The organism is Streptomyces sp. NPDC058758 (assembly GCF_042746075.1).
Lineage (GTDB): Bacteria > Actinomycetota > Actinomycetes > Streptomycetales > Streptomycetaceae > Streptomyces.
Map to the genome: position 1 here is coordinate 23,545 of NZ_JBHYPS010000003.1, position 22,144 is coordinate 45,688.

The 22,144-nt window shown below is 74.7% G+C and carries 20 protein-coding genes and 1 pseudogene; 10 read left to right on the forward strand and 11 right to left on the reverse strand.

The annotated features are described in order from the left end of the window. Positions 1–85: 85 nt before the first annotated feature. The 4 genes from egtA to egtD are packed head-to-tail and all read left to right on the forward strand — an operon-like array spanning position 86 to position 4,369. Entirely contained in the window at positions 86–1,345 is a 1,260-nt protein-coding gene (egtA, locus tag ACFW6A_RS04870; protein ID WP_351854591.1) for an ergothioneine biosynthesis glutamate--cysteine ligase EgtA, read from the forward strand. Further along, entirely contained in the window at positions 1,342–2,655 is a 1,314-nt protein-coding gene (gene egtB / locus ACFW6A_RS04875; RefSeq protein WP_386638683.1) for an ergothioneine biosynthesis protein EgtB, read from the forward strand. The genes egtA and egtB overlap by 4 nt, the downstream gene beginning before the upstream one ends. Next, complete coding sequence (gene egtC / locus ACFW6A_RS04880; RefSeq protein ID WP_386638685.1) at positions 2,655–3,407, forward strand: ergothioneine biosynthesis protein EgtC; 753 nt, start codon at positions 2,655–2,657, stop codon at positions 3,405–3,407. The genes egtB and egtC overlap by 1 nt, the downstream gene beginning before the upstream one ends. Beyond that, positions 3,404–4,369, forward strand: coding sequence for an L-histidine N(alpha)-methyltransferase (egtD, locus tag ACFW6A_RS04885; RefSeq protein WP_386638688.1), 966 nt, complete (start codon positions 3,404–3,406; stop codon positions 4,367–4,369). The genes egtC and egtD overlap by 4 nt, the downstream gene beginning before the upstream one ends. Here the strand turns inward: egtD and ACFW6A_RS04890 are convergent. From ACFW6A_RS04890 to ACFW6A_RS04900, 3 genes are all read right to left on the reverse strand, one after another. Then, on the reverse strand, positions 4,264–5,319 hold the full coding sequence (locus ACFW6A_RS04890) for a lysophospholipid acyltransferase family protein (RefSeq protein ID WP_386638691.1): 1,056 nt from the start codon (positions 5,317–5,319) through the stop codon (positions 4,264–4,266). The two genes, egtD and ACFW6A_RS04890, sit on opposite strands and share 106 nt — an antisense overlap. Next, on the reverse strand, positions 5,316–6,167 hold the full coding sequence (locus ACFW6A_RS04895; protein WP_351854605.1) for a GNAT family N-acyltransferase: 852 nt from the start codon (positions 6,165–6,167) through the stop codon (positions 5,316–5,318). Before ACFW6A_RS04895 ends, ACFW6A_RS04890 begins: the two co-directional genes overlap by 4 nt. A gap of 185 nt (positions 6,168–6,352) precedes the next feature. Next, complete coding sequence (locus ACFW6A_RS04900) at positions 6,353–7,603, reverse strand: extracellular solute-binding protein (RefSeq protein ID WP_351854607.1); 1,251 nt, start codon at positions 7,601–7,603, stop codon at positions 6,353–6,355. 286 nt (positions 7,604–7,889) lie between these two features. On the opposite strand from ACFW6A_RS04900, the gene ACFW6A_RS04905 reads away from it, so the two are divergent. Beyond that, positions 7,890–8,105 carry a dodecin gene (locus tag ACFW6A_RS04905; RefSeq protein WP_351854610.1) on the forward strand — a complete coding sequence of 72 codons (216 nt, stop codon included), beginning with the start codon at positions 7,890–7,892 and terminating at the stop codon, positions 8,103–8,105. 217 nt (positions 8,106–8,322) lie between these two features. On the opposite strand, the gene ACFW6A_RS04910 is transcribed toward ACFW6A_RS04905, so the two are convergent. Next, positions 8,323–8,811: a hypothetical protein gene (locus tag ACFW6A_RS04910; RefSeq protein ID WP_351854613.1), complete on the reverse strand. Its 489-nt coding sequence runs from the start codon at positions 8,809–8,811 to the stop codon at positions 8,323–8,325. Positions 8,812–9,025: 214 nt separating this feature from the next. After that, positions 9,026–10,156, reverse strand: coding sequence for a glutamate--cysteine ligase (locus ACFW6A_RS04915; protein WP_386483938.1), 1,131 nt, complete (start codon positions 10,154–10,156; stop codon positions 9,026–9,028). A gap of 219 nt (positions 10,157–10,375) precedes the next feature. Here ACFW6A_RS04915 and ACFW6A_RS04920 point away from each other — a divergent pair. Beyond that, positions 10,376–10,500 (forward strand): annotated as a pseudogene (locus ACFW6A_RS04920) (LLM class flavin-dependent oxidoreductase); the annotation flags it as partial. Between the two features lie 142 nt (positions 10,501–10,642). Next, positions 10,643–13,018, forward strand: a complete 2,376-nt coding sequence (locus ACFW6A_RS04925) for an ATP-binding cassette domain-containing protein (protein WP_386638695.1) — start codon at positions 10,643–10,645, stop codon at positions 13,016–13,018. 167 nt (positions 13,019–13,185) lie between these two features. On the opposite strand, the gene ACFW6A_RS04930 is transcribed toward ACFW6A_RS04925, so the two are convergent. The 4 genes from ACFW6A_RS04930 to ACFW6A_RS04945 all read right to left on the reverse strand — a co-directional run bounded on the left by ACFW6A_RS04930 (position 13,186) and on the right by ACFW6A_RS04945 (position 17,396). Next, entirely contained in the window at positions 13,186–13,866 is a 681-nt protein-coding gene (locus ACFW6A_RS04930) for a DUF5701 family protein (protein WP_386638698.1), read from the reverse strand. A 220-nt stretch (positions 13,867–14,086) separates the two neighbouring features. Beyond that, a complete protein-coding gene (locus ACFW6A_RS04935) occupies positions 14,087–14,830 on the reverse strand; it encodes a succinate dehydrogenase/fumarate reductase iron-sulfur subunit (RefSeq protein WP_351856227.1) in 744 nt (247 codons plus the stop codon). Further along, positions 14,827–16,767, reverse strand: coding sequence for a fumarate reductase/succinate dehydrogenase flavoprotein subunit (locus ACFW6A_RS04940; RefSeq protein ID WP_386486117.1), 1,941 nt, complete (start codon positions 16,765–16,767; stop codon positions 14,827–14,829). The genes ACFW6A_RS04935 and ACFW6A_RS04940 overlap by 4 nt, the downstream gene beginning before the upstream one ends. Before the next feature lie 2 nt (positions 16,768–16,769). Further along, positions 16,770–17,396, reverse strand: a complete 627-nt coding sequence (locus ACFW6A_RS04945) for a succinate dehydrogenase (RefSeq protein ID WP_386639108.1) — start codon at positions 17,394–17,396, stop codon at positions 16,770–16,772. Positions 17,397–17,628: 232 nt separating this feature from the next. Here ACFW6A_RS04945 and ACFW6A_RS04950 point away from each other — a divergent pair, with 232 nt between their 5' ends. Beyond that, the gene (locus tag ACFW6A_RS04950) at positions 17,629–18,534 is read left to right on the forward strand and encodes a LysR substrate-binding domain-containing protein (protein ID WP_351856231.1); all 906 of its coding nucleotides are present in this window, start codon (positions 17,629–17,631) and stop codon (positions 18,532–18,534) included. Between the two features lie 9 nt (positions 18,535–18,543). On the opposite strand, the gene ACFW6A_RS04955 is transcribed toward ACFW6A_RS04950, so the two are convergent. Next, on the reverse strand, positions 18,544–19,212 hold the full coding sequence (locus ACFW6A_RS04955; RefSeq protein ID WP_351856233.1) for a response regulator transcription factor: 669 nt from the start codon (positions 19,210–19,212) through the stop codon (positions 18,544–18,546). After that, complete coding sequence (locus tag ACFW6A_RS04960) at positions 19,209–20,168, reverse strand: sensor histidine kinase (RefSeq protein ID WP_351856235.1); 960 nt, start codon at positions 20,166–20,168, stop codon at positions 19,209–19,211. Before ACFW6A_RS04960 ends, ACFW6A_RS04955 begins: the two co-directional genes overlap by 4 nt. Before the next feature lie 262 nt (positions 20,169–20,430). Between ACFW6A_RS04960 and ACFW6A_RS04965 the strand changes: the two genes are divergently transcribed. Together ACFW6A_RS04965 and ACFW6A_RS04970 are read left to right on the forward strand one after the other, a co-directional pair. Then, positions 20,431–20,901, forward strand: a complete 471-nt coding sequence (locus ACFW6A_RS04965) for a TrkA C-terminal domain-containing protein (protein ID WP_351856254.1) — start codon at positions 20,431–20,433, stop codon at positions 20,899–20,901. Between the two features lie 3 nt (positions 20,902–20,904). Continuing rightward, positions 20,905–22,143 carry a cation:proton antiporter gene (locus tag ACFW6A_RS04970; protein ID WP_351856237.1) on the forward strand — a complete coding sequence of 413 codons (1,239 nt, stop codon included), beginning with the start codon at positions 20,905–20,907 and terminating at the stop codon, positions 22,141–22,143. Position 22,144 lies beyond the last annotated feature (1 nt).

Below are 22,144 nucleotides of genomic sequence, written 5' to 3' on the forward strand. Positions count from 1 at the left end.
GCTCTTGCACGCCGCCCGGTGGTGGCTTTAGGTGGAAGGCAGCGGTTCCCGAACGGTTCCGCGACCAGCACCTGGAGGTGCACGGATGGCGCCCAGCGGTACCCCGCGCGGCGGCCCGCCCCTCACCGAGGAGGCGGCGGAGGACCTGCTGCGCTGCATCTGTTTCAAGACCGGCCCGCCCCGTACCGTGGGGGTGGAGCTGGAATGGCTCGTCCACGATCTTCGCGACCCGAGGGAGCCGGTGCGCGCGCCCCGCCTCGCGGCCGCGCTCGACACCGTGCGGTCCCTGCCGCTGGTGTCGTCCCTGACCTTCGAACCCGGCGGGCAGCTGGAGCTCAGCTCGCTCCCTGCCGGTTCCCTCATGGAGTGCCTGGACTCCCTCTCCTCCGACCTGGCGGCGGTCCGCGCGGCCCTGGGCCCGCACGGACTGACGCTGAGCGGGTACGGGGTGGACCCCTGGCACGCGCGGCGCGAGCGGGTGCTGCGCGAGCCGCGGTACGACGCGATGGAGATCGCGCTCGGCCGGACGGGGCCGGCGGGCCGGGCCATGATGTGCGAGTCGGCCTCGGTCCAGGTCTGCCTGGACGCCGGGTACGAGGAACCGGGGCCGCTCGGCTATCTGCGCCGGTGGGAGCTGGCGCACCTCTTCGGCGCGGTGCTCGTGGCCGTCTTCGCCAACTCCCCGCAGTACGGCGGCCGTCGCACCGGATGGCGCTCCACCCGGCAGGCGCTGTGGGCGGACCTCGACCCGGTGCGGGCCCTGGCGCCCGCGGCGGACGGGGACCCGCGCGGCGAGTGGACCGCGCACGTCCTGGACACGCCGGTGCTGTGCGTGCGCGCGGAGGAGGGCCCGTGGCTGGTGCCGGAGGGGCTGACCTTCCGGGAGTGGCTCCGGACGGGGGCGCCGCGGCCCGCCGACGCCGACGACCTGCGCTACCACCTGACGACCCTCTTTCCGCCGGTCCGGCCGCGCGGCCACCTGGAGCTTCGGATGATCGACGCGCAGCCGGGCGAGGACGGCTGGATGGTGCCGGTGGCGGTGACGACGGCGGTCTTCGAGGACGCCGAGGCGGCCGAGGCCGTGTACCGGGCGGTACGGCCGCTGGCCGAACTGGCCGGTCCCGGGCCGGCGCCCCGCAACCCGCTCTGGCAGCGGGCGGCCCGGGACGGTCTCGGCGATCCGCTGCTGCACGCGGCGGCGGTCGAGGTCTTCGCCGCGGCACGGCCCGCGCTGCGGCGGATCGGCGCGAGCGAGCGGGTGCGGCGCGCCGTCGACGCCTTCCGGGAGCGGTACGTGGACCCCGGGGGCTGCCCGGCCGACGAACTCCAGGCGGTGATCTCATGACCGGCGACGGCGCGGAGGCGCTGCGGAGCCGGGCGCTGGAGGCCCTGACCGCCGCCCGGGCCCGCACCGCGCTCCTGACGGACTGCGTGGACGACGGCGAACTCACCGCCCAGCACTCGCCGTTGATGTCCCCCCTGGTCTGGGACCTGGCGCACATCGGGAACCAGGAGGAGCAGTGGCTGTGGCGGGAGGTGGCGGGCCGCGAGGCGCTGCGGCCGGAGATCGACCCGCTGTACGACGCCTTCGCGCACCCCCGCTCCGCGCGCCCGTCGCTGCCGCTGCTGCCGCCGGCCGAGGCCAGGGCGTACGCCGCCGACGTACGGTCCCGGGTGCTGGACGTCCTGGCGGGGACGCGCCTGGAGGGGCGTCCGCTGCTCGACGCGGGCTTCGCCTTCGGCATGATCGCCCAGCACGAACAGCAGCACGACGAGACGATGCTGATCACCCATCAGCTGAGATCCGGGCCGGCAGCGCTGAGCGCTTCCCCGCCGCCGGAGCACCCGTCGGGGCCGCTTCCGTCCGAGGTGCTCGTACCCGGCGGGCCGTTCACGATGGGCACCTCGGACGAGCCCTGGGCGCTGGACAACGAGCGCCCGGCGCACACCCGTTCCGTGCCCGCCTTCCACATCGACACGGTGCCGGTCACCAACGGCTCCTATCTGGCCTTCATGGCGGACGGCGGCTACACCGACCGGCGGTGGTGGCATCCGGAGGGCTGGGCGCGGATCCGTGAACACGGCGTCGTGGCACCGCTGTTCTGGCGGCAGGACGGCGGACAGTGGCTGCGCCGCAGGTTCGGGAGGACCGAACCGGTGCCGGAGGACGAGCCCGTGGTCCACGTGAGCTGGTACGAGGCGGACGCGTACGCCCGCTGGGCGGGGCGCCGGCTGCCGACGGAGGCGGAGTGGGAGAAGGCGGCGCGGTACGACCCGGTGACCGGCCGCTCGCGCCGCTACCCGTGGGGCGACGCCGATCCGGGCCCGGACCACGCCAACCTGGGCCAGCGGCACCTGCGGCCCGCGCGGGCCGGAAGCTATCCGGCGGGCGCCTCGCCGCTCGGGGTGCGGCAGCTGATCGGTGACGTGTGGGAGTGGACGGCGAGCGACTTCCTGCCCTATCCGGGCTTCCGGCCGTTCCCGTACAAGGAGTACTCGGAGGTCTTCTTCGGTCCCGAGTACAAGGTGCTGCGCGGCGGTTCGTTCGCGGTCGACGCGGTGGCCTGCCGGGGCACCTTCCGCAACTGGGACTATCCGGTGCGGCGGCAGATCTTCGCCGGCTTCCGCACCGCCCGCTCCGCGGAGCTGGACTGATGTGCCGTCATGTCGCCTATCTGGGCGATCCGTTGGCGCTCGGCGAGCTGCTCCTGCGGCCGCCGCACGCGCTGCTGCGCCAGGCGTGGGAGCCCCGTACGCAGAGCAGCGGGGTGGTGAACGCCGACGGCTTCGGCGTCGGCTGGTACGCGGACGGGGACCCGGTCCCGGCCCGGTACCGGCGCACCGGGCCGATCTGGGGCGACCTCTCCTTCGCGGACCTGTGCCGGGTGGTGCGCAGCGGAGCGCTGCTCGGCGCGGTGCGGGGGGCGACGCTGCCGGGCGCGGACGGGGAGGCCGCTGCGGCGCCGTTCGCGTCGGGACCGTGGCTGTTCAGCCACAACGGGGCGGTGCCGGGCTGGCCCGGGGTGCTGACCCCGCTCGCGGCGACGCTGCCGGCGGCCGAGCTGCTGGACCTGGAGGCGCGGACCGACTCGGCGCTGCTGTGGGCGCTGGTGCTGCACCGGCTGCGGGCGGGCCAGGGCCCCGGGGACGCGCTGGCCGGGACGGTGCTGGCGGCGGCCGAGGCCGCTCCGGGGGCCCGGCTCAATCTGCTGCTCACCGACGGCGACCAGGTCGCGGCGACGGCGTGGGGGAACAGCCTGTGGTGTCTGTCGGGCCCCGGCCGGGTGGTCGTGGCCTCCGAACCGTACGACGACGATCCCGGCTGGCGGGAGGTGCCCGAGCGCACGCTCGTCACCGCCTGCCGGACCGAGGTCGTCCTCACCCCGCTCAAGGAGTCGTCCGCGTGAGCACGTTCCAGCTGACCCGCACCCTCGCCCCGGACGCGGCCGCCGCCGATCTGCGCGCCGACGTGCTGCGCGGCCTGACCCGCTCGCCCAAGGAGCTGCCGCCGAAGTGGTTCTACGACGCGCGCGGCAGCGAGCTGTTCGACGAGATCACCCGGCTGCCCGAGTACTACCCGACGCGGGCGGAGCGGGAGATCCTGGTGGCGCGGGCGGCGGAGATCGCGGCGGCGACCGGGGCGCGGACCCTGGTGGAGCTGGGTTCCGGTTCGTCGGAGAAGACCCGGTTCCTGATCGACGCGCTGCTGCCGGGGCTGGCCGCGTACGTGCCGGTGGACGTGAGCGAGTCGGCGCTGACCGGCGCGGCCGAGGCGCTGCTCGCCGACCGTCCCGGGCTGCGGGTGCACGCGCTCGTCGCCGACTTCACCCGGGGGATCGCGCTGCCGGAGACTCCGGGGCCGCGGCTGGTCGCCTTCCTGGGCGGGACGATCGGCAACCTGCTGCCGCAGGAGCGGCGGTCGTTCCTGCGCTCGGTGCGGTCGATGACGGCGGTCGGGGACGGCTTCCTGCTCGGCACCGACCTGGTGAAGGACGAGTCGACCCTGGTGGCGGCGTACGACGACGCGGCCGGGGTGACGGCGGAGTTCAACAAGAACGTGCTGGCCGTGATCGACCGGGAGCTGGGCGCCGACGCCGATCCGGACGACTTCGACCACGTGGCCCGGTGGGACCGGGAGCGGGAGTGGATCGAGATGCGGCTGCGGGCCCGGCACGCGCTGACGGTGAAGATCGCCGACCTGGACCTGGCGGTGCCGTTCGAGGCGGGCGAGGAGCTGCGCACGGAGGTGTCGGCGAAGTTCCGTCAGGAGGGGGTGCGGGCGGAGCTGGCCGAGGCGGGCTTCGAGCTCGCGCGGTGGTGGACGGACGAGGAGGGCAGGTTCGCGCTGTCGCTCGCGACGGCCCGGTAGGAAGCCGGGACGGCCTGGACGGTCGGGACCGCCGGGGAGGTCCGAGTGCCCGGCGACGGCTGCCGGGGGACGGCGGGCTGCCGGGGGGACGCGGGGAGGCGGCCGGCGGGCCGGTGCGGGGCCGTCGGGTCGACGGCTCGTTGGGCGGCGGAGGCCAGGAGCCTGCGGTCCGGATGCCGGATCGCGGATATCGGCTCCAGCATCCGGATCTCGACGGCGAGGCCCGGCGTCCGCGCGACCCGCCACAGCGACGCGCCCAGCGGGTCCTCCCCCACGTACGCCGCCGCCCCCTCGGGCCGGTAGGCGATCCGTACCGGCTGGATGTCGGATCCGGTGTCCACGGCGGCCTGGAAGAGGGCCGGACGGAACCACCCGCCGGCCCGCCCGCACCAGGTGGAGCCCTCCGGGAAGGCGGTCACCCGGCCGCCCGCCGCGAGCGCCCCGGCGACCTCGCGGACGGTGCCGGGCAGCCGGCGCAGCCCGTCGCGGTCGATGAAGAGGGTGCCGCCCAGGGCGGCGAGCGGACCGAGCACCGGCCAGCCGCGCACCTCCCGCTTGGCGACCATCCGGCCGGGCAGGACCGCGGCCACCACGGGGATGTCCAGCCAGGAGACGTGGTTGGCGACCACGAGCGCCGGTCCGCCGGCGGGGGGCCCGCCGCCGGTGACGGTCAGCCGGACGCCGAAGGCGCGGACCACCGCCCGCGCCCAGAGCCGTACGAGCGGGTGCCGCGCCGCGCCCGGCAGCAGGGCCGCCGCCGGGAGGAGCGCCACCCCGAGCAGGACGGTCGCCAGGCCCGCCGCGAGCCGGGCGCAGGCGAGCGGCGCGGGGGCGGCCCGGAAGTCGGCCGGGGCGGCGGTCTCCGGGTCCGGGTGGGCCGCGCAGCGGCGGCCCGGGGTGCAGGGGGCCGTGGGGAGCCACGGCGAGGGGGGCGGGACCGCGCGGTTCACGAGGCCGGGGCGAGGGAGAGGAAGTGGCGCAGGTAGCGCGGGTTGGTCCGGCGGAGCGAGAGCAGCACGTAGAGGTCGGCGACGCCGAAGTCGGGGTCGTGGGCGGGGGCGCCGCAGACCCAGGCGCCGAGCCGGACGTAGCCGCGGAGCAGCGGGGGCAGTTCGGTGCGGCCCTCGGGGCGGCGGACGCCGTCGGCGTTCCACAGCCGGTGCGGGGTGACCCAGTACTCCTCCGGGGCGAGGTGCTTCGCCCTGACGGTGTCCCAGGTGGCGGCGGCGAGGGCGCCTCCGTCGGCGAGCGGGAGGGAGCAGCAGCCGGCGAGCCATTCGTGGCCGGTGCGGGTCATGTAGCGGGCGAGGCCGGCCCAGATGAGGGCGATGACGGCGCCGTTGCGGTGGGCGGGGTGGACGCAGGAGCGGCCGACCTCGACGAGGTCGTGGCGGAGGGGGGCGAGCCGGGTGAGGTCGAACTCGGTCTCGGAGTAGAGGCGGCCGGCGACGGCGGCCCGCTCGGGCGGCAGGATCCGGTAGGTGCCGACGACCTCGCCGGTGGTCTCCTCGCGGACCAGGAGGTGGTCGCAGAAGGCGTCGAAGGCGTCGGTGTCGAGGCCCGGCTCGGGGCCGTCGAGACGGGCGCCCATCTCGCCGGCGAAGACCAGGTGGCGCAGGCGCTGGGCGGCGCGGACCTCGTCCTGGTCGCGGGCGAGTCCCACGACGTAGCGGGGCTCGGGCCGCGGGCCGCCGGCCGGTCCGGGCTGCGCGGGGAGCGCCGCGGCGGGGCGGATGCCCGCCGGCACGGGGACGGCGGGGGCGGTGGGGTCGGCGAACGCGTGCGAGAGGGCGGGCATGGCGGTCTCCTCCGGCGTACGGAAGGTGAAGGGTCGACGCCGGTCCGCGAGCGGTGCGGTCCGGCCCCTCGTTTCTTCCGCCGCCGACTGGATTCGACGTGACCGCCCGGGGGCTCGCGGATGTGGGAAGGCTGAATGCTCCGCGGCGCCCTTTCGGGGCCGGGCCCCGGGGGCGCCGCGGCGGATCACTCGGCCAGGGTGCCGGTGATGGCCTCCGAGGCGGTGCGGGCCGCCTTCTTGGGGTCCTCGCCCTCCAGGACGGCGGTCATGAAGGGCTTGATGGGGTTGTCGCCCTCGACGCTGGCCCACTGGGGCGAGTTGGGGGTGGCGCGGCCGTTGGCGGCGCCGGCGGCCATGGCGGCGGTGGCCTCCTGGCCGGAGACGACGGAGGCGAGGCTCTTCTTGTTGGGCACGTAGCCCATGGCCCGGGCCAGTTCGGTCTGCCACTTCTCGCCCGCCAGCGCCTTGACGACGTCGAGGGCGGCGGCGCGGTCGGGGGCGTTCTCCGGGATGATCAGGTCGGAACCGCCGGTGAAGACGGCGCAGGGGGTGCCGGCCTCCTTGCCGGGGATCGGGAAGTAGCCGAGCTTGTCCTTGAGCCCGGGGTTGGCCTTGAGGACGGCGGCGACGGCGCTGGGAGTGGCGACGATCTGGGCGACGTCGCCGCGGGCGAAGACCTCGGCCTGCGGCGGGTTCTGCTCGTCGGCGTTCTTCGGGCCGGAGCCGAGGGACTGGAGGTCCTTGTAGAAGGCCATGCCGCGCAGGGCCGCCGGGCTGTCGAGGGCGCCGGTCCACTCGCCGCCCTTGTCGACGGCGAGCTCGCCGCCCTCGTCCCAGATGAAGCCGGCGAGGGTGTACCAGTCCTGGCCGGCCAGGTAGATGCCCTGGGAGCCCTGCCGGTTCAGCTTCTCGGTGGCGCTCAGCCACTCCGCGCGCGTGGCGGGCTCCGTGTCGACGCCGGCCTGGGCGAAGAGGTCCTTGTTGTAGATGACGATGCGGTTGGCGGCGTACCAGGGGATGCCGTACTGGGAGCCGCCGATGCTGCCGGGCTCGGCGAGACCGGGCAGCCAGTCCTCGCTGCCGAGGTCGCGGACGGACTCCAGGGTGAGGTCGAAGAGCCGGTCGGTGTCGGCGTACTGGGCGACCTGGGTGTTGCCGACCTCGATGACGTCCGGTCCGCCGCCGCCCTGGATGGCCTCGGTGACCTTCTTGCCGATGCCGGTCCAGTCCTGGATGGTGACCTTGAGCTCGACGTCGTCGTGCTCGTCCTCGTACGCCTCGGTGAAGCGGTTCAGGAAGTCCTCGCTGACGCTGTCCCGCATGAGCCATATGTCGACCGTGCGGGTCTCGCCCCCTGAGCCCGGCAACAGCCCGCAGCCCGCGAGGGCGAGTGCGGTGGCGGCAGCCAGCGGGCATGCGAGGAAGCGGTTCTTCACGGAGGTCACCTTCGGTTCAGCACACGGTGGTGCGGCATGGGGGCTGACCCGACGTGGGGGGACCGAACGGGTTGTTCGCGCGGGTATGTGGCCTGGATTCTGGTCTGGACCAAGCAAGTGGTCAAGTCCTTGACCATCCGGTTCCCGGATCGGACGGGGCACGCGGAACGGTTACCCCCGGATACGGGCGAAGGGGGCGGGGGCGCCCCCGCCGTGTCGCGCGGTTCCCCGCCCTGGGGCACGGTGGAGGGAACCCACCGAGGGCACCGAGAGGAGTTCGGCCCCCATGTCGAACCACACCTACCGCGTCACCGAGATCGTCGGCACCTCCACCGAGGGCGTCGACCAGGCCATCCGCAACGGCATCGAGCGCGCCTCGCAGACGCTCCGCGGCCTCGACTGGTTCGAGGTCACCCAGGTGCGCGGGCATCTGGTGGACGGGCGGATCGAGCACTACCAGGTCGGCCTGAAGGTCGGCTTCCGGCTGGACGGCGAGGCCTGACCCGCCGCACCCCCGCCAGCGCCCGCCGCTCGCCCTGGTCCCGGAGCCCACCGCTCGCCCGGGGCCCGTCTCGGATCAGGACGGGGCGGCGGCCCGCCCCCGGCTCCCCGCGGTGCGCACCCGGCGCCGGGGCTCAGGACCGGGCCCGGCAGTTCCCCCCGGGCCCCGGCGGAGCGCACCCGGTCCGGCGGACCGCCCTCCCGGCCCCCGACCCCGATCAGGTGCGCCCCTCGCGCTCCTGGGCCTCCCTCAGCGCCTCGGAGGGGGTCGCCCAGCGGGCGCGGACGACCGGGAAGCCGGCCGCCTCGGCGGCCTCGCAGACGAGCGCGTCGTCGTCGACCAGCATGCGGATCGCGCGGTCGGCCGCGAGCCGGCGCAGGATCTCCACCTTGGTCACCCGCGCGGGCCGGAAGTCGCGGTGCCGCCGCATGTGCAGCGGGCCCTCGGGGAGCCCCTGTGCGGCCAGCCAGTCCAGGGTGTCCCGCCGGCAGCGCTCGGGGCGCCCGGTCAGGTAGACCACCTCGCACTCCTCGGCGGCCGACCGGCACAGGGCCACGCCCTCGACCAGCGGCGGGTCGTCGGGCGCCGCCCCGAAGAACCCGTCCCAGTCCCGGGGCCTGCGCTCCAGGTGGTGCTGGCGGTGGGCGGTGTCGGCGAGGGTGCCGTCGAGGTCGAAGACGGCGAGCGGCCGGTGGTCTCCTGTCACGCGCTCAGCCTAGGAGCCGCCACCGACAACGGCCGCCGGGAACACCGGGGCGCGCGCAGGAACCCCCTGGCGCGCTCCCCCGGACTTCCGCCTCCCGGTCCCCGGCCGCTCCCGTACGCGGGAGGGCGAGGCGCCGTCCCGGGCCCCGCGCGACACCGTCCGGCTCGCCCGGAGGGCACCGTCGCCGTCGCCGTCGCGCGGGCGGGATCGGGCGCTACTCCGCGGGGTCCGCCTCCTGGGTGGTGATCCGTGCGCACGCGCGGACGACCTCGCCCAGTTCCCTGCCGTCCTCGAAGAGGTCGCGCTGCCGCCGGGCCCCGCCCCCACTCGCCAGGACCTCCTTGAGGCCGGCCCGCGCCCGGTCGAGGTCGCCGGTCTCCCGCAGCGCGGTCTCGGTGTACGTGACGAGGGCGTCGAAGGCCGCCTCGGCCGGGACGGGGCGCAGCGTCCGGGGGTCGAGCAGCGGGCCTTCCGGACCCGAGCGGGCGGCCTGCCAGGCCGCGAGGCGCAGCGCCTCGACCGGGACGCGGGGCACCGGTTCGCCCGACCGCCAGGCCCGCGCGACGGTCTCGACCAGGGCACGGGCGAGGGTGGCCACCAGCACCGTGGTGCCGGGTTCGAGGCAGACGTCGGCGACGCGGATCTCGACGGTGGGGAAGGTCGCGGAGAGGCGGGCGTCGAAGTAGATCATGCCCTGGTCGCGCAGGACGCCCGTGTCCAGCATGTCGCGCACGCGGGCGTGGTAGGCCGCCGCGCTCCCGAACGGCTCGTAGGGGCCCGCGGAGGGGAGGCGGTACCAGACCCGGCTGCGATAGCTGGCGTACCCGGTGTCCTTGCCCTGCCAGTAGGGCGAGTTGGCGCTGATCGCGGTGAGCAGCGGCAGCCAGGGGCGGATCCGGTCGAGGACCGCGACGCCCTCCTCGTCGGACTCGACGGAGACGTGCACGTGGCATCCGCCGGTCAGCTGCTCCTGCGCGGTCAGCGCGAACTGGTCGGCGAGCCAGCGGTACCGCCGCCCGAGGTTCCGGGAGGGCTCGACGGCGAGCGGGGAGGTCGCGAGGGCGGCGACCTGGGCGCCGACGCTCCCGGCGTGGCGCCGGGCCTCGCCCCGCCACCGGACGATCTCCTCGTACAGCGCGCCCATGTCGGCGACGGGGCGGGTGGCGAACTCCAGCTGCTCCTGGTGCAGCTCCTTCTCGAAGACGTCCCCCGCCTCTTCCCCCGAGGCCGCCGCGAGGACCGCGGACGACAGGGCGAGCGGCTCTCCGGTTTCGGCGCTGACGAGCAACAGCTCCTCCTCCACCCCTACCGTGCGGGTCTTGTGGTGCGTCGGGGTCTGGGTCACGCGTCTGTCCTTCCGGGTGGTGCGTCGCTCGGTGCGCTGCCTGGACGCCTGCCCGCCGTCGGGGAAGGCAACCTCCTCGGTCAGAAGGACGACCGGGAAAGACCCGGCCCTCAGGCGGTCCGGTGCGCTCGTCCCGCGTGTGCCCCCGCAACCGGACCTCATACATCCGTGACGGCGTGCCGCGCCGAGACGCCCGTCGGATGGCCTCGCCGCCGTCGCCGCGCCACCTCCGCCCTCCGGGTGCGCACGGGAGGAGTGTGGTGCCGCCCGACCACCGGCCCGTGGTGGTGGCCGAGCGGCTCGGCGTGCCGGCCTCGCTCTTCCCCGGCCGGACCGACAGGGGCCGGCCGCTCGCCGGACACCTGTACGGAGCCGGCCAGGGGGGCGGGTCTCACTCCCCGGACCGGCCCGGCACCGGGCCCGGTGCCCGCACCCGAACGCGGCCCCGATAACGGCCTGGAAACGGATATTGGATAAAATCTACGCATGCAGGATCCAGTCTCCGGCCATGACCCCTTCGTCCGTGTCCGCGGCGCCCGCGAGCACAACCTCCGGGGCGTGGACGTCGACATCCCCCGCGACACCCTCACCGTCTTCACCGGGGTCTCCGGCTCCGGGAAGTCCTCCCTCGCCTTCGGGACCGTCTACGCGGAGGCCCAGCGCCGCTACTTCGAGTCCGTCGCGCCCTACGCCCGCCGCCTCATCCACCAGGTCGGCGCGCCGAAGGTCGGCGAGATCACCGGCCTGCCCCCGGCGGTCTCGCTCGAACAGCGCCGCGCCGCCCCGAGCGCCCGCTCCTCCGTCGGCACCGTCACCACCCTGTCGAACTCGCTGCGGATGCTCTACTCCCGCGCCGGCGACTACCCGCCCGGGGCGCCCCGCCTCGACTCCGACGCCTTCTCCCCCAACACGGCGGCCGGCGCCTGCCCGTCCTGCCACGGCCTCGGCCGGATCCACGAGACCAGCGAGGAACTCCTCGTCCCCGACCCCGGCCTGTCCATCCGGGAGGGCGCCGTCGCGTCCTGGCCGGGCGCCTGGCAGGGCAAGAACCTCCGGGACGTCCTCGACGCCCTCGGTCACGACGTCGACCGGCCCTGGCGCGAGCTCGACCCGAAGGACCGGGAGTGGATCCTCTTCACCGAGGAGCAGCCGGTCGTCACCGTGCACCCGGTCCGCGAGGCCGACCGGATCCAGCGCCCGTACCAGGGCACGTACACCGGCGCCCGCCGGCTCGTCCTGCGTACCTACGCCGACTCGAAGAGCCCCGCGCTGCGGGCCAGGGCGGAACGCTTCCTCACCAGCGCCCCGTGCCCGGTGTGCGGCGGCGGCCGGCTGCGCCCCGAAGCGCTGGCCGTCACCTTCGCCGGCCGGACCATCGCCGAGCTGGCCGCGCTGCCGCTGACGGCCCTGGCCGAAGCGCTGGCCCCGGCGGCCGCCCCCGGCGGCCCGGAGACCGCCCGCGTCCTCGCCGAGGACCTGCTCGCCCGGATCGCCACCGTCACCGAACTCGGCCTCGGCTACCTCTCCCTGGACCGCACCACGCCCACCCTCTCCAACGGGGAACTCCAGCGGCTGCGGCTCGCCACCCAGCTCCGCTCCGGCCTCTTCGGCGTCGTGTACGTGCTCGACGAACCGTCCGCCGGCCTGCACCCCGCCGACACCGAGGCCCTGCTCGTCGTCCTCGACCGGCTGAAGGCGGCCGGCAACACGGTCTTCGTCGTCGAGCACCACCTCGACGTGGTCCGGCACGCCGACTGGCTCGTGGACGTCGGCCCGCACGCCGGGGAGCACGGCGGCCGCGTCCTGCACAGCGGCCCGCCCGAACTCCTCGCCCACGTCGAGGAGTCGGCCACCCGGCGGTTCCTCTTCGACCGCTCCCCCGTGCCCGAACGGCCCGCGCTCGCCCCTCGGGAGTGGCTGCGCACCGGTCCCGTCACCCGGCACAACCTGCGCGGGGTGGACGCCGCCTTCCCCCGGGGCGCCCTCACCGCGGTCACCGGCGTCTCCGGCTCCGGCAAGTCCACCCTGGTCGGCGCCCTCACCGGGGAAGGGGAGGGCGCGGGGCGGACCGTGACGGTGGACCAGAAGCCGATCGGCCGCACCCCGCGCTCCAACCTGGCCACGTACACCGGCCTCTTCGACGTGGTGCGGAAGCTCTTCGCGCAGACCGAGGAGGCACGGAGCCGCGGATACAAGGTCGGCCGCTTCTCCTTCAACGTGCCCGGCGGCCGCTGCGAGACCTGCCAGGGCGAGGGCTTCGTCTCGGTGGAGCTGCTGTTCCTGCCGAGCACGTACGCGCCCTGCCCGGACTGCCGCGGCGCCCGCTACAACCCGGAGACCCTCCAGGTGCGGCTGCGCGGCCTGGACATCTCCGAAGTCCTCGACCTGACCGTGGAGTCGGCGGCGGAGTTCTTCGCCGACGTCCCGGCGGCGGCCCGCAGCCTGGGCACCCTCCTCGACGTCGGCCTCGGCTACCTCCGGCTCGGCCAGCCCGCCACCGAGCTGTCCGGCGGCGAGGCCCAGCGCATCAAGCTCGCCTCCGAACTCCAGCGCCCGCGCCGCGCGCACACCCTGTACGTCCTCGACGAGCCGACGACCGGTCTGCACCCGGCCGACGTCGAGGTACTGGTGCGGCAGTTGCGCGGGCTGGTGGACGGCGGGCACACGGTGGTCGTCGTCGAGCACGACATGGACGTGGCGGCCGGGGCCGACTGGGTGGTCGACCTCGGCCCGGGCGGCGGCGAGGACGGCGGCCGGATCGTCGCCGAAGGCCCGCCGGCCCGGGTGGCGCGGGCGGCCGGCAGCCGCACCGCGCCCTATCTGGCCCGGGCCCTGGGCCTCGACGGCGAGGCCCAGGGCTGACGGACGACGGCCGTGACGGACGACGGCTGACGGGCGAGGAGCGGAGGGACGAGGGGTACGGGGTGCGGGCGGCGGTCTCGGCGGCCGTCACTCCACGCGCCCGCCGGCCCCTCCCCTTCCTCGTCCGGACGCGGAGGGCTGCTGCCTGGCGTGACGGGGGGGTCGGTTCAGCCCTTGCGGCCGGTGGTGGAGGCGAAGCCGAGCCAGGTGTGGCGGTTGTTCCACCAGCACCAGCCGACCTTGGGCGCGCCCTTGCGCTCCTTGCCGTCCCGGCCGGTGCCGTTGCTGATCCAGATGGCCGGAGTGCGGGCGTCGAAGGCGCCGTCGGGCTTGCGCAGGCGGGAACCGATCGTCATGAAGCACTTGTTGCGCTCCAGGACGTCGGGCCGCTGGAGCAGCCAGTGGATGCCCTCGGTGAGGACGAAGGGGGTGCGCCCGGCTCCGGTGAGGGCCGGGAGGGCCTCTTCCGGGCTCCAGTCGCCCATGTGGTCGCCGCGGTCCGGGCCGTCGACCGTGTAGAAGGGCGCGTCGGGCAGGTCGAGGCCCTGCGGCGCGAAGGCGTCGACGTCCTCCATGTCGACGACGACGAATCCGGGCTTCTCCGCGAGCCGCAGCAGCGGGGCGAGGACGGAGGCGGGCGCCCGGTCGGGGTGGACGGCGAGCAGCGCGCCGGGCGGGGCGTCGGCGGCGGCCTTCTCGGCGAAGGCGCGCAGCTCACCGGCGTCGATGCCGGTGAGGGCGGGCAGCCCCAGCTCGATCAGCCGCTCGGCCTGGTCGGTGAGCGGGGGCAGCGGGAACGGGGCGTGGTCGGCGTCGGTGGTCACGGTGGTGGTCGGCGCGTCGGGCAAGGCACTCCTCGATCGGGAAGGCGTCGGCCCGGGGTGAACGGACCGGGCCGGCGCTTTGTTCCCGCCGGCCGAGACCTTCTCCCCGCCCCGGGCCCCCGGACCGACCCCGGCTCCGGCCCCGTCGCCACACCGATCCCGGCCACCGGCGGTCGGCCCGGTCCCGGCCCCGCGCACCGGGCCGACCACCGGCCCGACCTCCGGGCCGCCCGCCGGGGACCCCTCACCTCACCTTGCGGCGGGCCCGCAGCCACTCCTTGTTCATGGCGGCGATCGAGGGCAGCGGGATGCCCTTGGGGCAGGCGGTGGCGCACTCTCCGGTGAGCGTGCAGCCGCCGAAGCCCTCCGCGTCCATCCGGGCGACCATGTCGAGGACCCGGGTCTCGCGCTCCGGGGCGCCCTGCGGCAGCACGTTCAGGTGGTTGATCTTGGCGGAGGTGAAGAGCATCGCCGAGCCGTTCGGGCAGGCGGCCACGCAGGCGCCGCAGCCGATGCACTCGGCGTGCTCGAAGGCGAAGTCCGCGTCCGCCTTCGGCACCGGGGTCGCGTGGGCCTCCGGGGCGGCACCGGTCGGGGCGGTGACGTAGCCGCCGGCCTGGATGATCCGGTCGAAGGCCGAGCGGTCGACGACGAGGTCCTTGACGACCGGGAAGGCGGAGGCGCGCCACGGCTCGACGTCGATGGTGTCGCCGTCGCGGAAGGAGCGCATGTGGAGCTGGCAGGTCGTGGTGCGCTCGGGGCCGTGGGCGTCGCCGTCGATGACGAGGCTGCACGCGCCGCAGATGCCCTCCCGGCAGTCGTGGTCGAAGGCGACGGGTTCCTCGCCGCGCAGGATGAGGTCCTCGTTGAGGGTGTCGAGCATCTCCAGGAAGGACATGTCGGGGGAGACGCCGTCCACCTCGTAGGTGACCATGGCGCCCTCGGCGTCGGCGTTCTTCTGGCGCCAGACGCGCAGGTTGAGCTTCATGCGTAGCTCCGCTGGGTGGGGTGGACGTACTCGAAGGTGAGCTCCTCCTTGTGGAGGACGGGGGCTTCCGGCGCGAACTCCCAGGCGGCGGCGTACGAGAACTCCTCGTCGCGGCGCGCGGCCTCGCCGTCCGGGGTCTGGTGCTCCTCGCGGAAGTGGCCGCCGCAGGACTCCTCGCGGTGCAGGGCGTCGAGGCACATCAGCTCGGCGAGTTCGAGGTAGTCGACGATCCGGTTGGCCTTCTCCAGCGACTGGTTGAACTCCTCGCCGGTGCCGGGGACCTTGATGCGGCGCCAGAACTCCTCGCGGATCTCCGGGATCCGGCGGAGCGCGGTGCGCAGTCCCTCCTCGGTGCGGGACATGCCGCAGAACTCCCACATGACCTCGCCGAGTTCGCGGTGGAAGGAGTCGGGGGTGCGGTCGCCGTCGACGGCGAGGAGGAGGTTCAGCCGGTCCTCGGTCTCGGCCAGCGCCTCGCGGACGGCGGGGTGTTCGTCGGTGACGGGCTCGCCGGCCGGGTGCCGGGCGAGGTAGTCGTTGATGGTGGCGGGCAGGACGAAGTAGCCGTCGGCGAGGCCCTGCATGAGGGCGGAGGCGCCGAGCCGGTTGGCGCCGTGGTCGGAGAAGTTGGCCTCGCCGATGGCGAAGAGGCCGGGGACGGTGGTCTGCAGGTCGTAGTCGACCCAGAGTCCGCCCATCGTGTAGTGGACGGCGGGGTAGATCCGCATGGGGACCTCGTACGGGTTCTCCGCCGTGATCCGCTCGTACATGTCGAAGAGGTTGCCGTACTTGGCCTCGACGGCCTTGCGGCCCATGCGGGCGAGGGCGTCGGCGAAGTCCAGGTAGACGCCCTGGCCGCCGGGGCCCACTCCCCTGCCCTCGTCGCAGACGTTCTTGGCGGCGCGGGAGGCGATGTCGCGGGGGACGAGGTTGCCGAAGGAGGGGTAGATCCGCTCCAGGTAGTAGTCGCGCTCGTCCTCGGGGATGTCGGCGGCGGGACGGGTGTCTCCCTTGGCCTTGGGGACCCAGATGCGGCCGTCGTTGCGGAGCGACTCGCTCATCAGGGTCAGCTTCGACTGGTGGTCGCCGGTGCGCGGGATGCAGGTGGGGTGGATCTGGGTGAAGCAGGGGTTGGCGAAGTACGCGCCGCGCCGGTGGGCCCGCCAGACGGCGGTGGCGTTGGAGTTCATCGCGTTGGTGGAGAGGTAGAAGACGTTGCCGTAGCCGCCGGTGGCGAGGACGACGGCGTCGGCGTAGTGGGTGGAGATCTCTCCGGTGATCAGGTCGCGGGCGACAATGCCACGGGCGCGGCCGTCGACGACGATCAGGTCGAGCATCTCGGTGCGGGCGTGCATCTCGACGTTGCCCGCGGCGATCTGCCGGGACAGCGCCTGGTAGGCGCCGAGGAGGAGCTGCTGGCCGGTCTGGCCGCGGGCGTAGAAGGTGCGGGAGACCTGGACGCCGCCGAAGGAGCGGGTGTCGAGGAGTCCGCCGTACTCGCGGGCGAAGGGGACGCCCTGGGCGACGCACTGGTCGATGATCTCGACGGAGATCTGCGCGAGGCGGTGGACGTTGGACTCGCGGGCGCGGAAGTCGCCGCCCTTGACGGTGTCGTAGAAGAGGCGGTGGACGGAGTCGCCGTCGTTGCGGTAGTTCTTGGCGGCGTTGATGCCGCCCTGGGCGGCGATCGAGTGGGCGCGGCGGGGCGAGTCCTGGAAGCAGAACTGGACGACGTGGTAGCCCTGTTCGGCGAGGGTGGCGCCGGCGGAGCCGCCGGCGAGACCGGTGCCGACGACGATGATCCGGTGCTTGCGCCGGTTGGCGGGGTTGACCAGCTTCGCCTCGAAGCGGCGGGTGTCCCACCGTTCGGCGACGGGGCCGGCCGGGGCCTTGGTGTCGGCGAGGGGTTCGCCGGTGCGGAAGTCGAGGTAGCTCATGGTCAGTTCACCACTCCGGTCATGACGCCGACGGGGACGGCGATGAAGCCCGCGGTCAGGGCGAGCGCGAGGGCGTTCGCCGTGAGGCGGAGGAGGCGTTCGCGCCGGGCGTTGCCGACGCCGAGGGTCTGGGCGGCGCTCCAGAAGCCGTGCCGGACGTGGAGTCCGACGGCGAGCATGGCGACGATGTAGATCGTGTTGCCGTACCAGGTGGAGAAGGTGTCGATGACGTTCTGGTAGGGCCTGCCCTCCTCGAAGCCGCCGGGGTGCACGGTCCCGGTGGTGAGGTCGAGGACGTGCCAGACGATGAAGAGGCCGAGGATGACGCCGCCCCAGCGCATGGTGCGGGTGGCGTAGGAGGAGCCCTTGCGCCGGTGGGCGTAGCGGGTGGGGCGCGCCCCGATGTCGCGGCGGCTGAGCTGGTACGCGGAGACGGCGTGCGCGCCGACGGCGGCGAGGAGCACGATCCGGGCGAGCCACAGGCCCCACTCGTGGTGCAGGACGGGGGCGCCCATCACGCGCAGCCAGTGGGCGTAGCCGTTGAACTCCTCCGGGCCGAAGAAGACCTTGAGGTTGCCGTCCACGTGCGCGACCAGGTAGGCGAGCATGATCAGGCCGCTCACGGCCATCACGGTCTTCTTGCCGATGGTCGACGACCAGAAGCCGCGGGTGGGGGTGCGGGACGGCGGGCGGGCGGGGGCGGTGCCCCGGGCGGGCGCCGGGTCCTTCGCGGTCGCCGTGTCCTTGCTGGGTGCCAGAGCCATGCCTCCGACGCTAGGGCCGAAGGGCCCGAGAGGTCCAAGACATGGTCCGGCTGATCTCCATAGGCTGAAGCTATGTGTGTGCCCTAGGCTGGGATCCATGCAGTTCCAGCAGCTCCTCTACTTCGTGGCCGTCGCCGAGACCCGCCACTTCACCCGGGCCGCCGAACGCGTCCACGTCTCGCAGCCCTCGCTCTCCCAGCAGATCAAGGCGCTGGAGCAGGAACTGGGCGCGGAGCTGTTCAGCCGGGCCCGGGGCAACATCGCGCTCACCGACGCGGGCGAGGCCCTGCTCCCGCTGGCCCGCCGGATCCTCGCCGACACCGAGACGGCCCGCCGCGAGGTGCAGGAGCTGGCCCAGCTCAAGCGGGGCCGGGTGCGGCTCGGCGCGACGCCCAGCCTCTGCACCGGCCTCCTCCCCGACGTGCTGCGCGCCTTCCACGACCTGCACCCGGGGATCGAGCTGCTCATCGAGGAGGGCGGCTCGCACGACCTGGTCCGGGAGCTGGCCCGCGGCTCGCTGGACCTGGCGCTGGTGGTGCTGCCGCTGCCGTCCCCGTCGCCGGCCCTGACCACGGTGGAGCTGCTGCGCGAGGACCTGGTGGTGGTCTCGGCGGCCTCCGCCCCGCCGCCGCGCCGCCCGGTGCGGATCACCGACCTGCGCGACCAGCCGCTGGTGATGTTCCGGCACGGCTACGACCTGCGGGAGCTGACCGTGGGCGCCTGCCGGGCGGCCGGTTTCGAGCCGGCGTTCACGGTGGAGGGCGGCGAGCTCGACGCGGTCCTCGGCTTCGTGCGGGCCGGTCTCGGGCTCGCCGTCGTGCCCGCCATGGTCGCGGCCCGCGCGGGCCGCGACCTGCGCGTCACCGCGCTCGCCCGGCCGGGCCTGCGGCGCACGATCGCCCTGGCGCACCGCAGCGACGTGGCGCCGCCGCGGGCCGCGCGCGAGCTCCAGAAGCTGCTGATGGCCTCGCGGCGCGGGAAGCCGGTCCCGGACGTCCCGTGAGAGGCGCGCTCAGGGTTCGATGAGGCCCGCGCGGATCGCGTACCGGGTCAGTTCGAGCCGGTCGCGCAGCCCGAGCTTCTGGAGGATGTTGGCGCGGTGCCGCTCCACCGTCTTCGGGCTGATGAAGAGCAGGTCGGCGATCCCCTTGGAGGTGTGCCCCTCCGCGACCAGCTTGAGGATCTCCTCCTCCCGCTCGGTGACCGGCCGCTCGGGCAGCCCCGCGCCGGACCGCGCCCGGTCCAGGTAGCTGCGGATCAGGGCGGTCTCGGCGCCCGGGTAGATGAACGGTTCGTCGCGCAGCGCCGCCCGGCACGCCTCGACCAGGTCCCGGTCGGCGACGGACTTCGGCACGTACCCGTTGGCGCCGGCCCGCAGCGCCTCGAAGAAGTACTCCTCGTTGTCGTACATGGTGAGCATCAGGATCCGCAGCCCGGGCCGGATCCTGGCGAGTTCGCGGGCCGCCTGGAGCCCGGTCATCCGGGGCATCGCGATGTCCAGGACGGCCAGGTCGAGCCCGTCGTCCCGCCGGGCGGCGGCGACGGCCTCGGCGCCGTCCCCCGCCTCGGCGACCACCTCCAGGTCCGGCTCCGCGTCGAGGATCAGCCGCACCCCGCGGCGCACCAGCGCGTGGTCGTCGACGAGGAGGATCCGGGCGGGCGGCCGTACGGGAGGGGTCATCGGCCGTGTCCGGGGGCCGGTCGCGCCGGCAGGTCGAGGCGCACCTCGGTCCCGCCCGTCTCCCCCGCGCCGATCCTCAGCCCGGCGCCGACCAGCAGGGCGCGCTCCCGCATGCCGCCGATGCCGGCGCCCTCCGCGGCGGCGCCGGTGCCGTGCCCGTCGTCGCGGACGAGGAGGCGGGTGCCGCCGCCGGGGGCGGGCCCGAGCCGCAGCTCGACGTGGCCGGCGCCCGAGTGCCGGGCCGCGTTGGTGAGGCCCTCCTGGGCGACCCGGTAGACGACGAGTTCGGTGGCGGGGTCGAGCGGCGGCGCGCCGGGGGCGAGGTGGGTGGTGACCCGCAGGCCGGGGGTGGAGAGCTCGCCGGCGAGGGAGCGGAGCGCGCTGTGCAGGCCCAGCTCCTCCAGGACGCCGGGCCGCAGCCGGCGGGCGATCCGGCGGATCTCCTCCAGGCCGGCCCGGGTGGTCTCCTGCGCCTGGCGCAGGTCCTCCCGCAGCTCCCGCGGGGCCTGGTCGGCGGTGTGCTTCAGCTGGAGGAGGACGGCGGTGAGGGTCTGGCCGACCTCGTCGTGCAGCTCGCGGGCGATCCGCTGCCGCTCGGCCTCCTGCGCGGTGAGGACCCGCCCGCTGCTGGTGGCCCGCTCGGCCTCCAGGCGGTCGAGCATGGCGTTGAAGGCGGCGGTCAGGTCCGCGATCTCGCCGCGGCCGGTGACCTCGGCGCGGGTGCCCGGCTTCAGCAGGTCGGCGGTGGCCATGGCGCGGCCGAGCCGCCCGAGCGGGGCGAGCCCCACGCGCAGCAGCGCCGCGTTGAGGACCAGCATCAGCACCAGTCCGCAGACGACGACGATCGCCTCGCCGAGGAGCACCGGGGTGGAGACGGTGACCGGGCCGAGGAGGAGTCCGGCGGCGAGGACCAGCACCGCCGCGTTGAGGAGGAAGATCCGTCCGTACAGTGACACCGTCCCGCTCTCCCTGACTCCGCCGACCTCGCGCACACCCGCCCGACCTGCGCAGAAGCCTATGCGCCGCTTCATCCTGAGGGCCGGGCGGGTGCCCTGTCCATCCGTGCCGTCACCCATGTGCGAGGCCCCCCGGGGATGGCAGCATGGACCGGCCGCGGCCCCGGACCGCCCGCCCGCGCGGAGGGCCACCGGCCTCCTCGCCGCGCGCCCACGCAGAGCAGAGACGACACGAGGAGTCCGGGCCGTGCCCACTTCACGGATGAGCTCGACGCCGTTGCCCGGCGTCGGCGTCCAGTACGACCTCATCACCCGGGAGCACCGGCACCTGTCGGTGATCGCCCACCGCGACGGCACCCGCAGCGTCAACGTCTACCGGTCCGACGACCCCGACGACTGCCTGCAGTCCCTGCATCTGACCGCGGGCGAGTCCGCCGCCCTGATCGACGCCCTGACGCCCGCCCACCACAGCCCGAACCTGCTCCACACCACCGAGCTGGGCCTGGTGGCCGAACGCGTCGAGCTGTCCTCCGTCTCGTACTGGAACGGGCGGACGCTCGGCGAGACCCGCATGCGCACGGAGACGGGCGTGTCGATCGTGGCCGTGCTGCGCCGCGCGGACGCCGTCCCCTCCCCCGGCCCCGGCTTCCGCCTGGCCGGCGGGGACACCCTCATCGTCATCGGAACCCACGAAGGCGTCGACGCCGCCGCCGCGATCCTGGGAAGGGAGTGATCGGTGCATTCGTCCGCCGTCTTCCTCATCGAGTTCGGAGCGATCATCCTCGGCCTCGGCCTGCTCGGCCGGATGGCCGGACGACTGAAGTTCTCGCCCATACCCCTGTACCTGCTGGCGGGCCTCGCCTTCGGCGAAGGGGGGCTGCTGCCGCTGGGGGCCAGCGAGGAGTTCGTCGCCATCGGCGCCGAGATCGGCGTCATCCTGCTGCTCCTGATGCTCGGCCTGGAGTACACGGCGACCGATCTGGTCACCAACCTCAGGACGCAGTACCCGGCCGGTCTCGTCGACGGGGCGCTCAACGCGCTGCCCGGGGCGGCGATGGCGTTCCTGCTGGGCTGGGGCCCGGTGGCGGCCGTGGTGCTGGCCGGCGTCACCTGGATCTCCTCGTCCGGCGTCATCGCCAAGGTGCTGGGCGACCTGGGGCGGCTCGGCAACCGGGAGACGCCGGTGGTGCTGAGCATCCTGGTCCTGGAGGACCTGGCGATGGCGGTCTACCTGCCGATCGTGACCGCGCTGCTCGCCGGGGTCGGGCTCGCGGCCGGCAGCGCCACGCTCGCCGTCGCGCTGGGCGTCGCCGGCCTGGTGCTCTTCGTCGCCGTCCGGTACGGGCGGCTGATCTCCCGCTTCGTCTCCAGCGACGACCCGGAGAAGCTGCTCCTGGTGGTGCTCGGTCTGACGCTGCTCGTCGCCGGCCTCGCGCAGCAGCTCCAGGTGTCGGCGGCGGTCGGCGCGTTCCTGGTCGGCATCGCCCTGTCCGGGGAGGTCGCGGAGGGGGCCCACCACCTGCTGAGCCCGCTGCGGGACCTGTTCGCCGCCGTCTTCTTCGTCTTCTTCGGGCTGCACACGGACCCGGCGAGCATCCCGCCGGTGCTGCTGCCCGCGCTGGCGCTGGCCGTCGTCACCGCCGGCACGAAGATCGCCACGGGGTACTGGGCGGCGCGCCGCAACGGCGTCTCCGCGAAGGGCGCCTGGCGGGCGGGCGGGACGCTGGTGGCGCGCGGTGAGTTCTCCATCGTCATCGCGGGCCTGGCCGTCTCCGCCGGGATCGAGCCGTCGCTGGGCCCGCTGGCCACCGCGTACGTCCTCCTCCTGGTCGTCGCCGGCCCGCTCACCGCCCGCTACACGGAGCCCGTCGCCACCTGGATCACCGCCCGGCGCGGCGGCCGGGCCGGGGGCCCGGGACCGGAGCTGGAACGGCTCCCGGTCGCCGGGCCCGAGCCCGTCCGCCACGAGGGCTGAG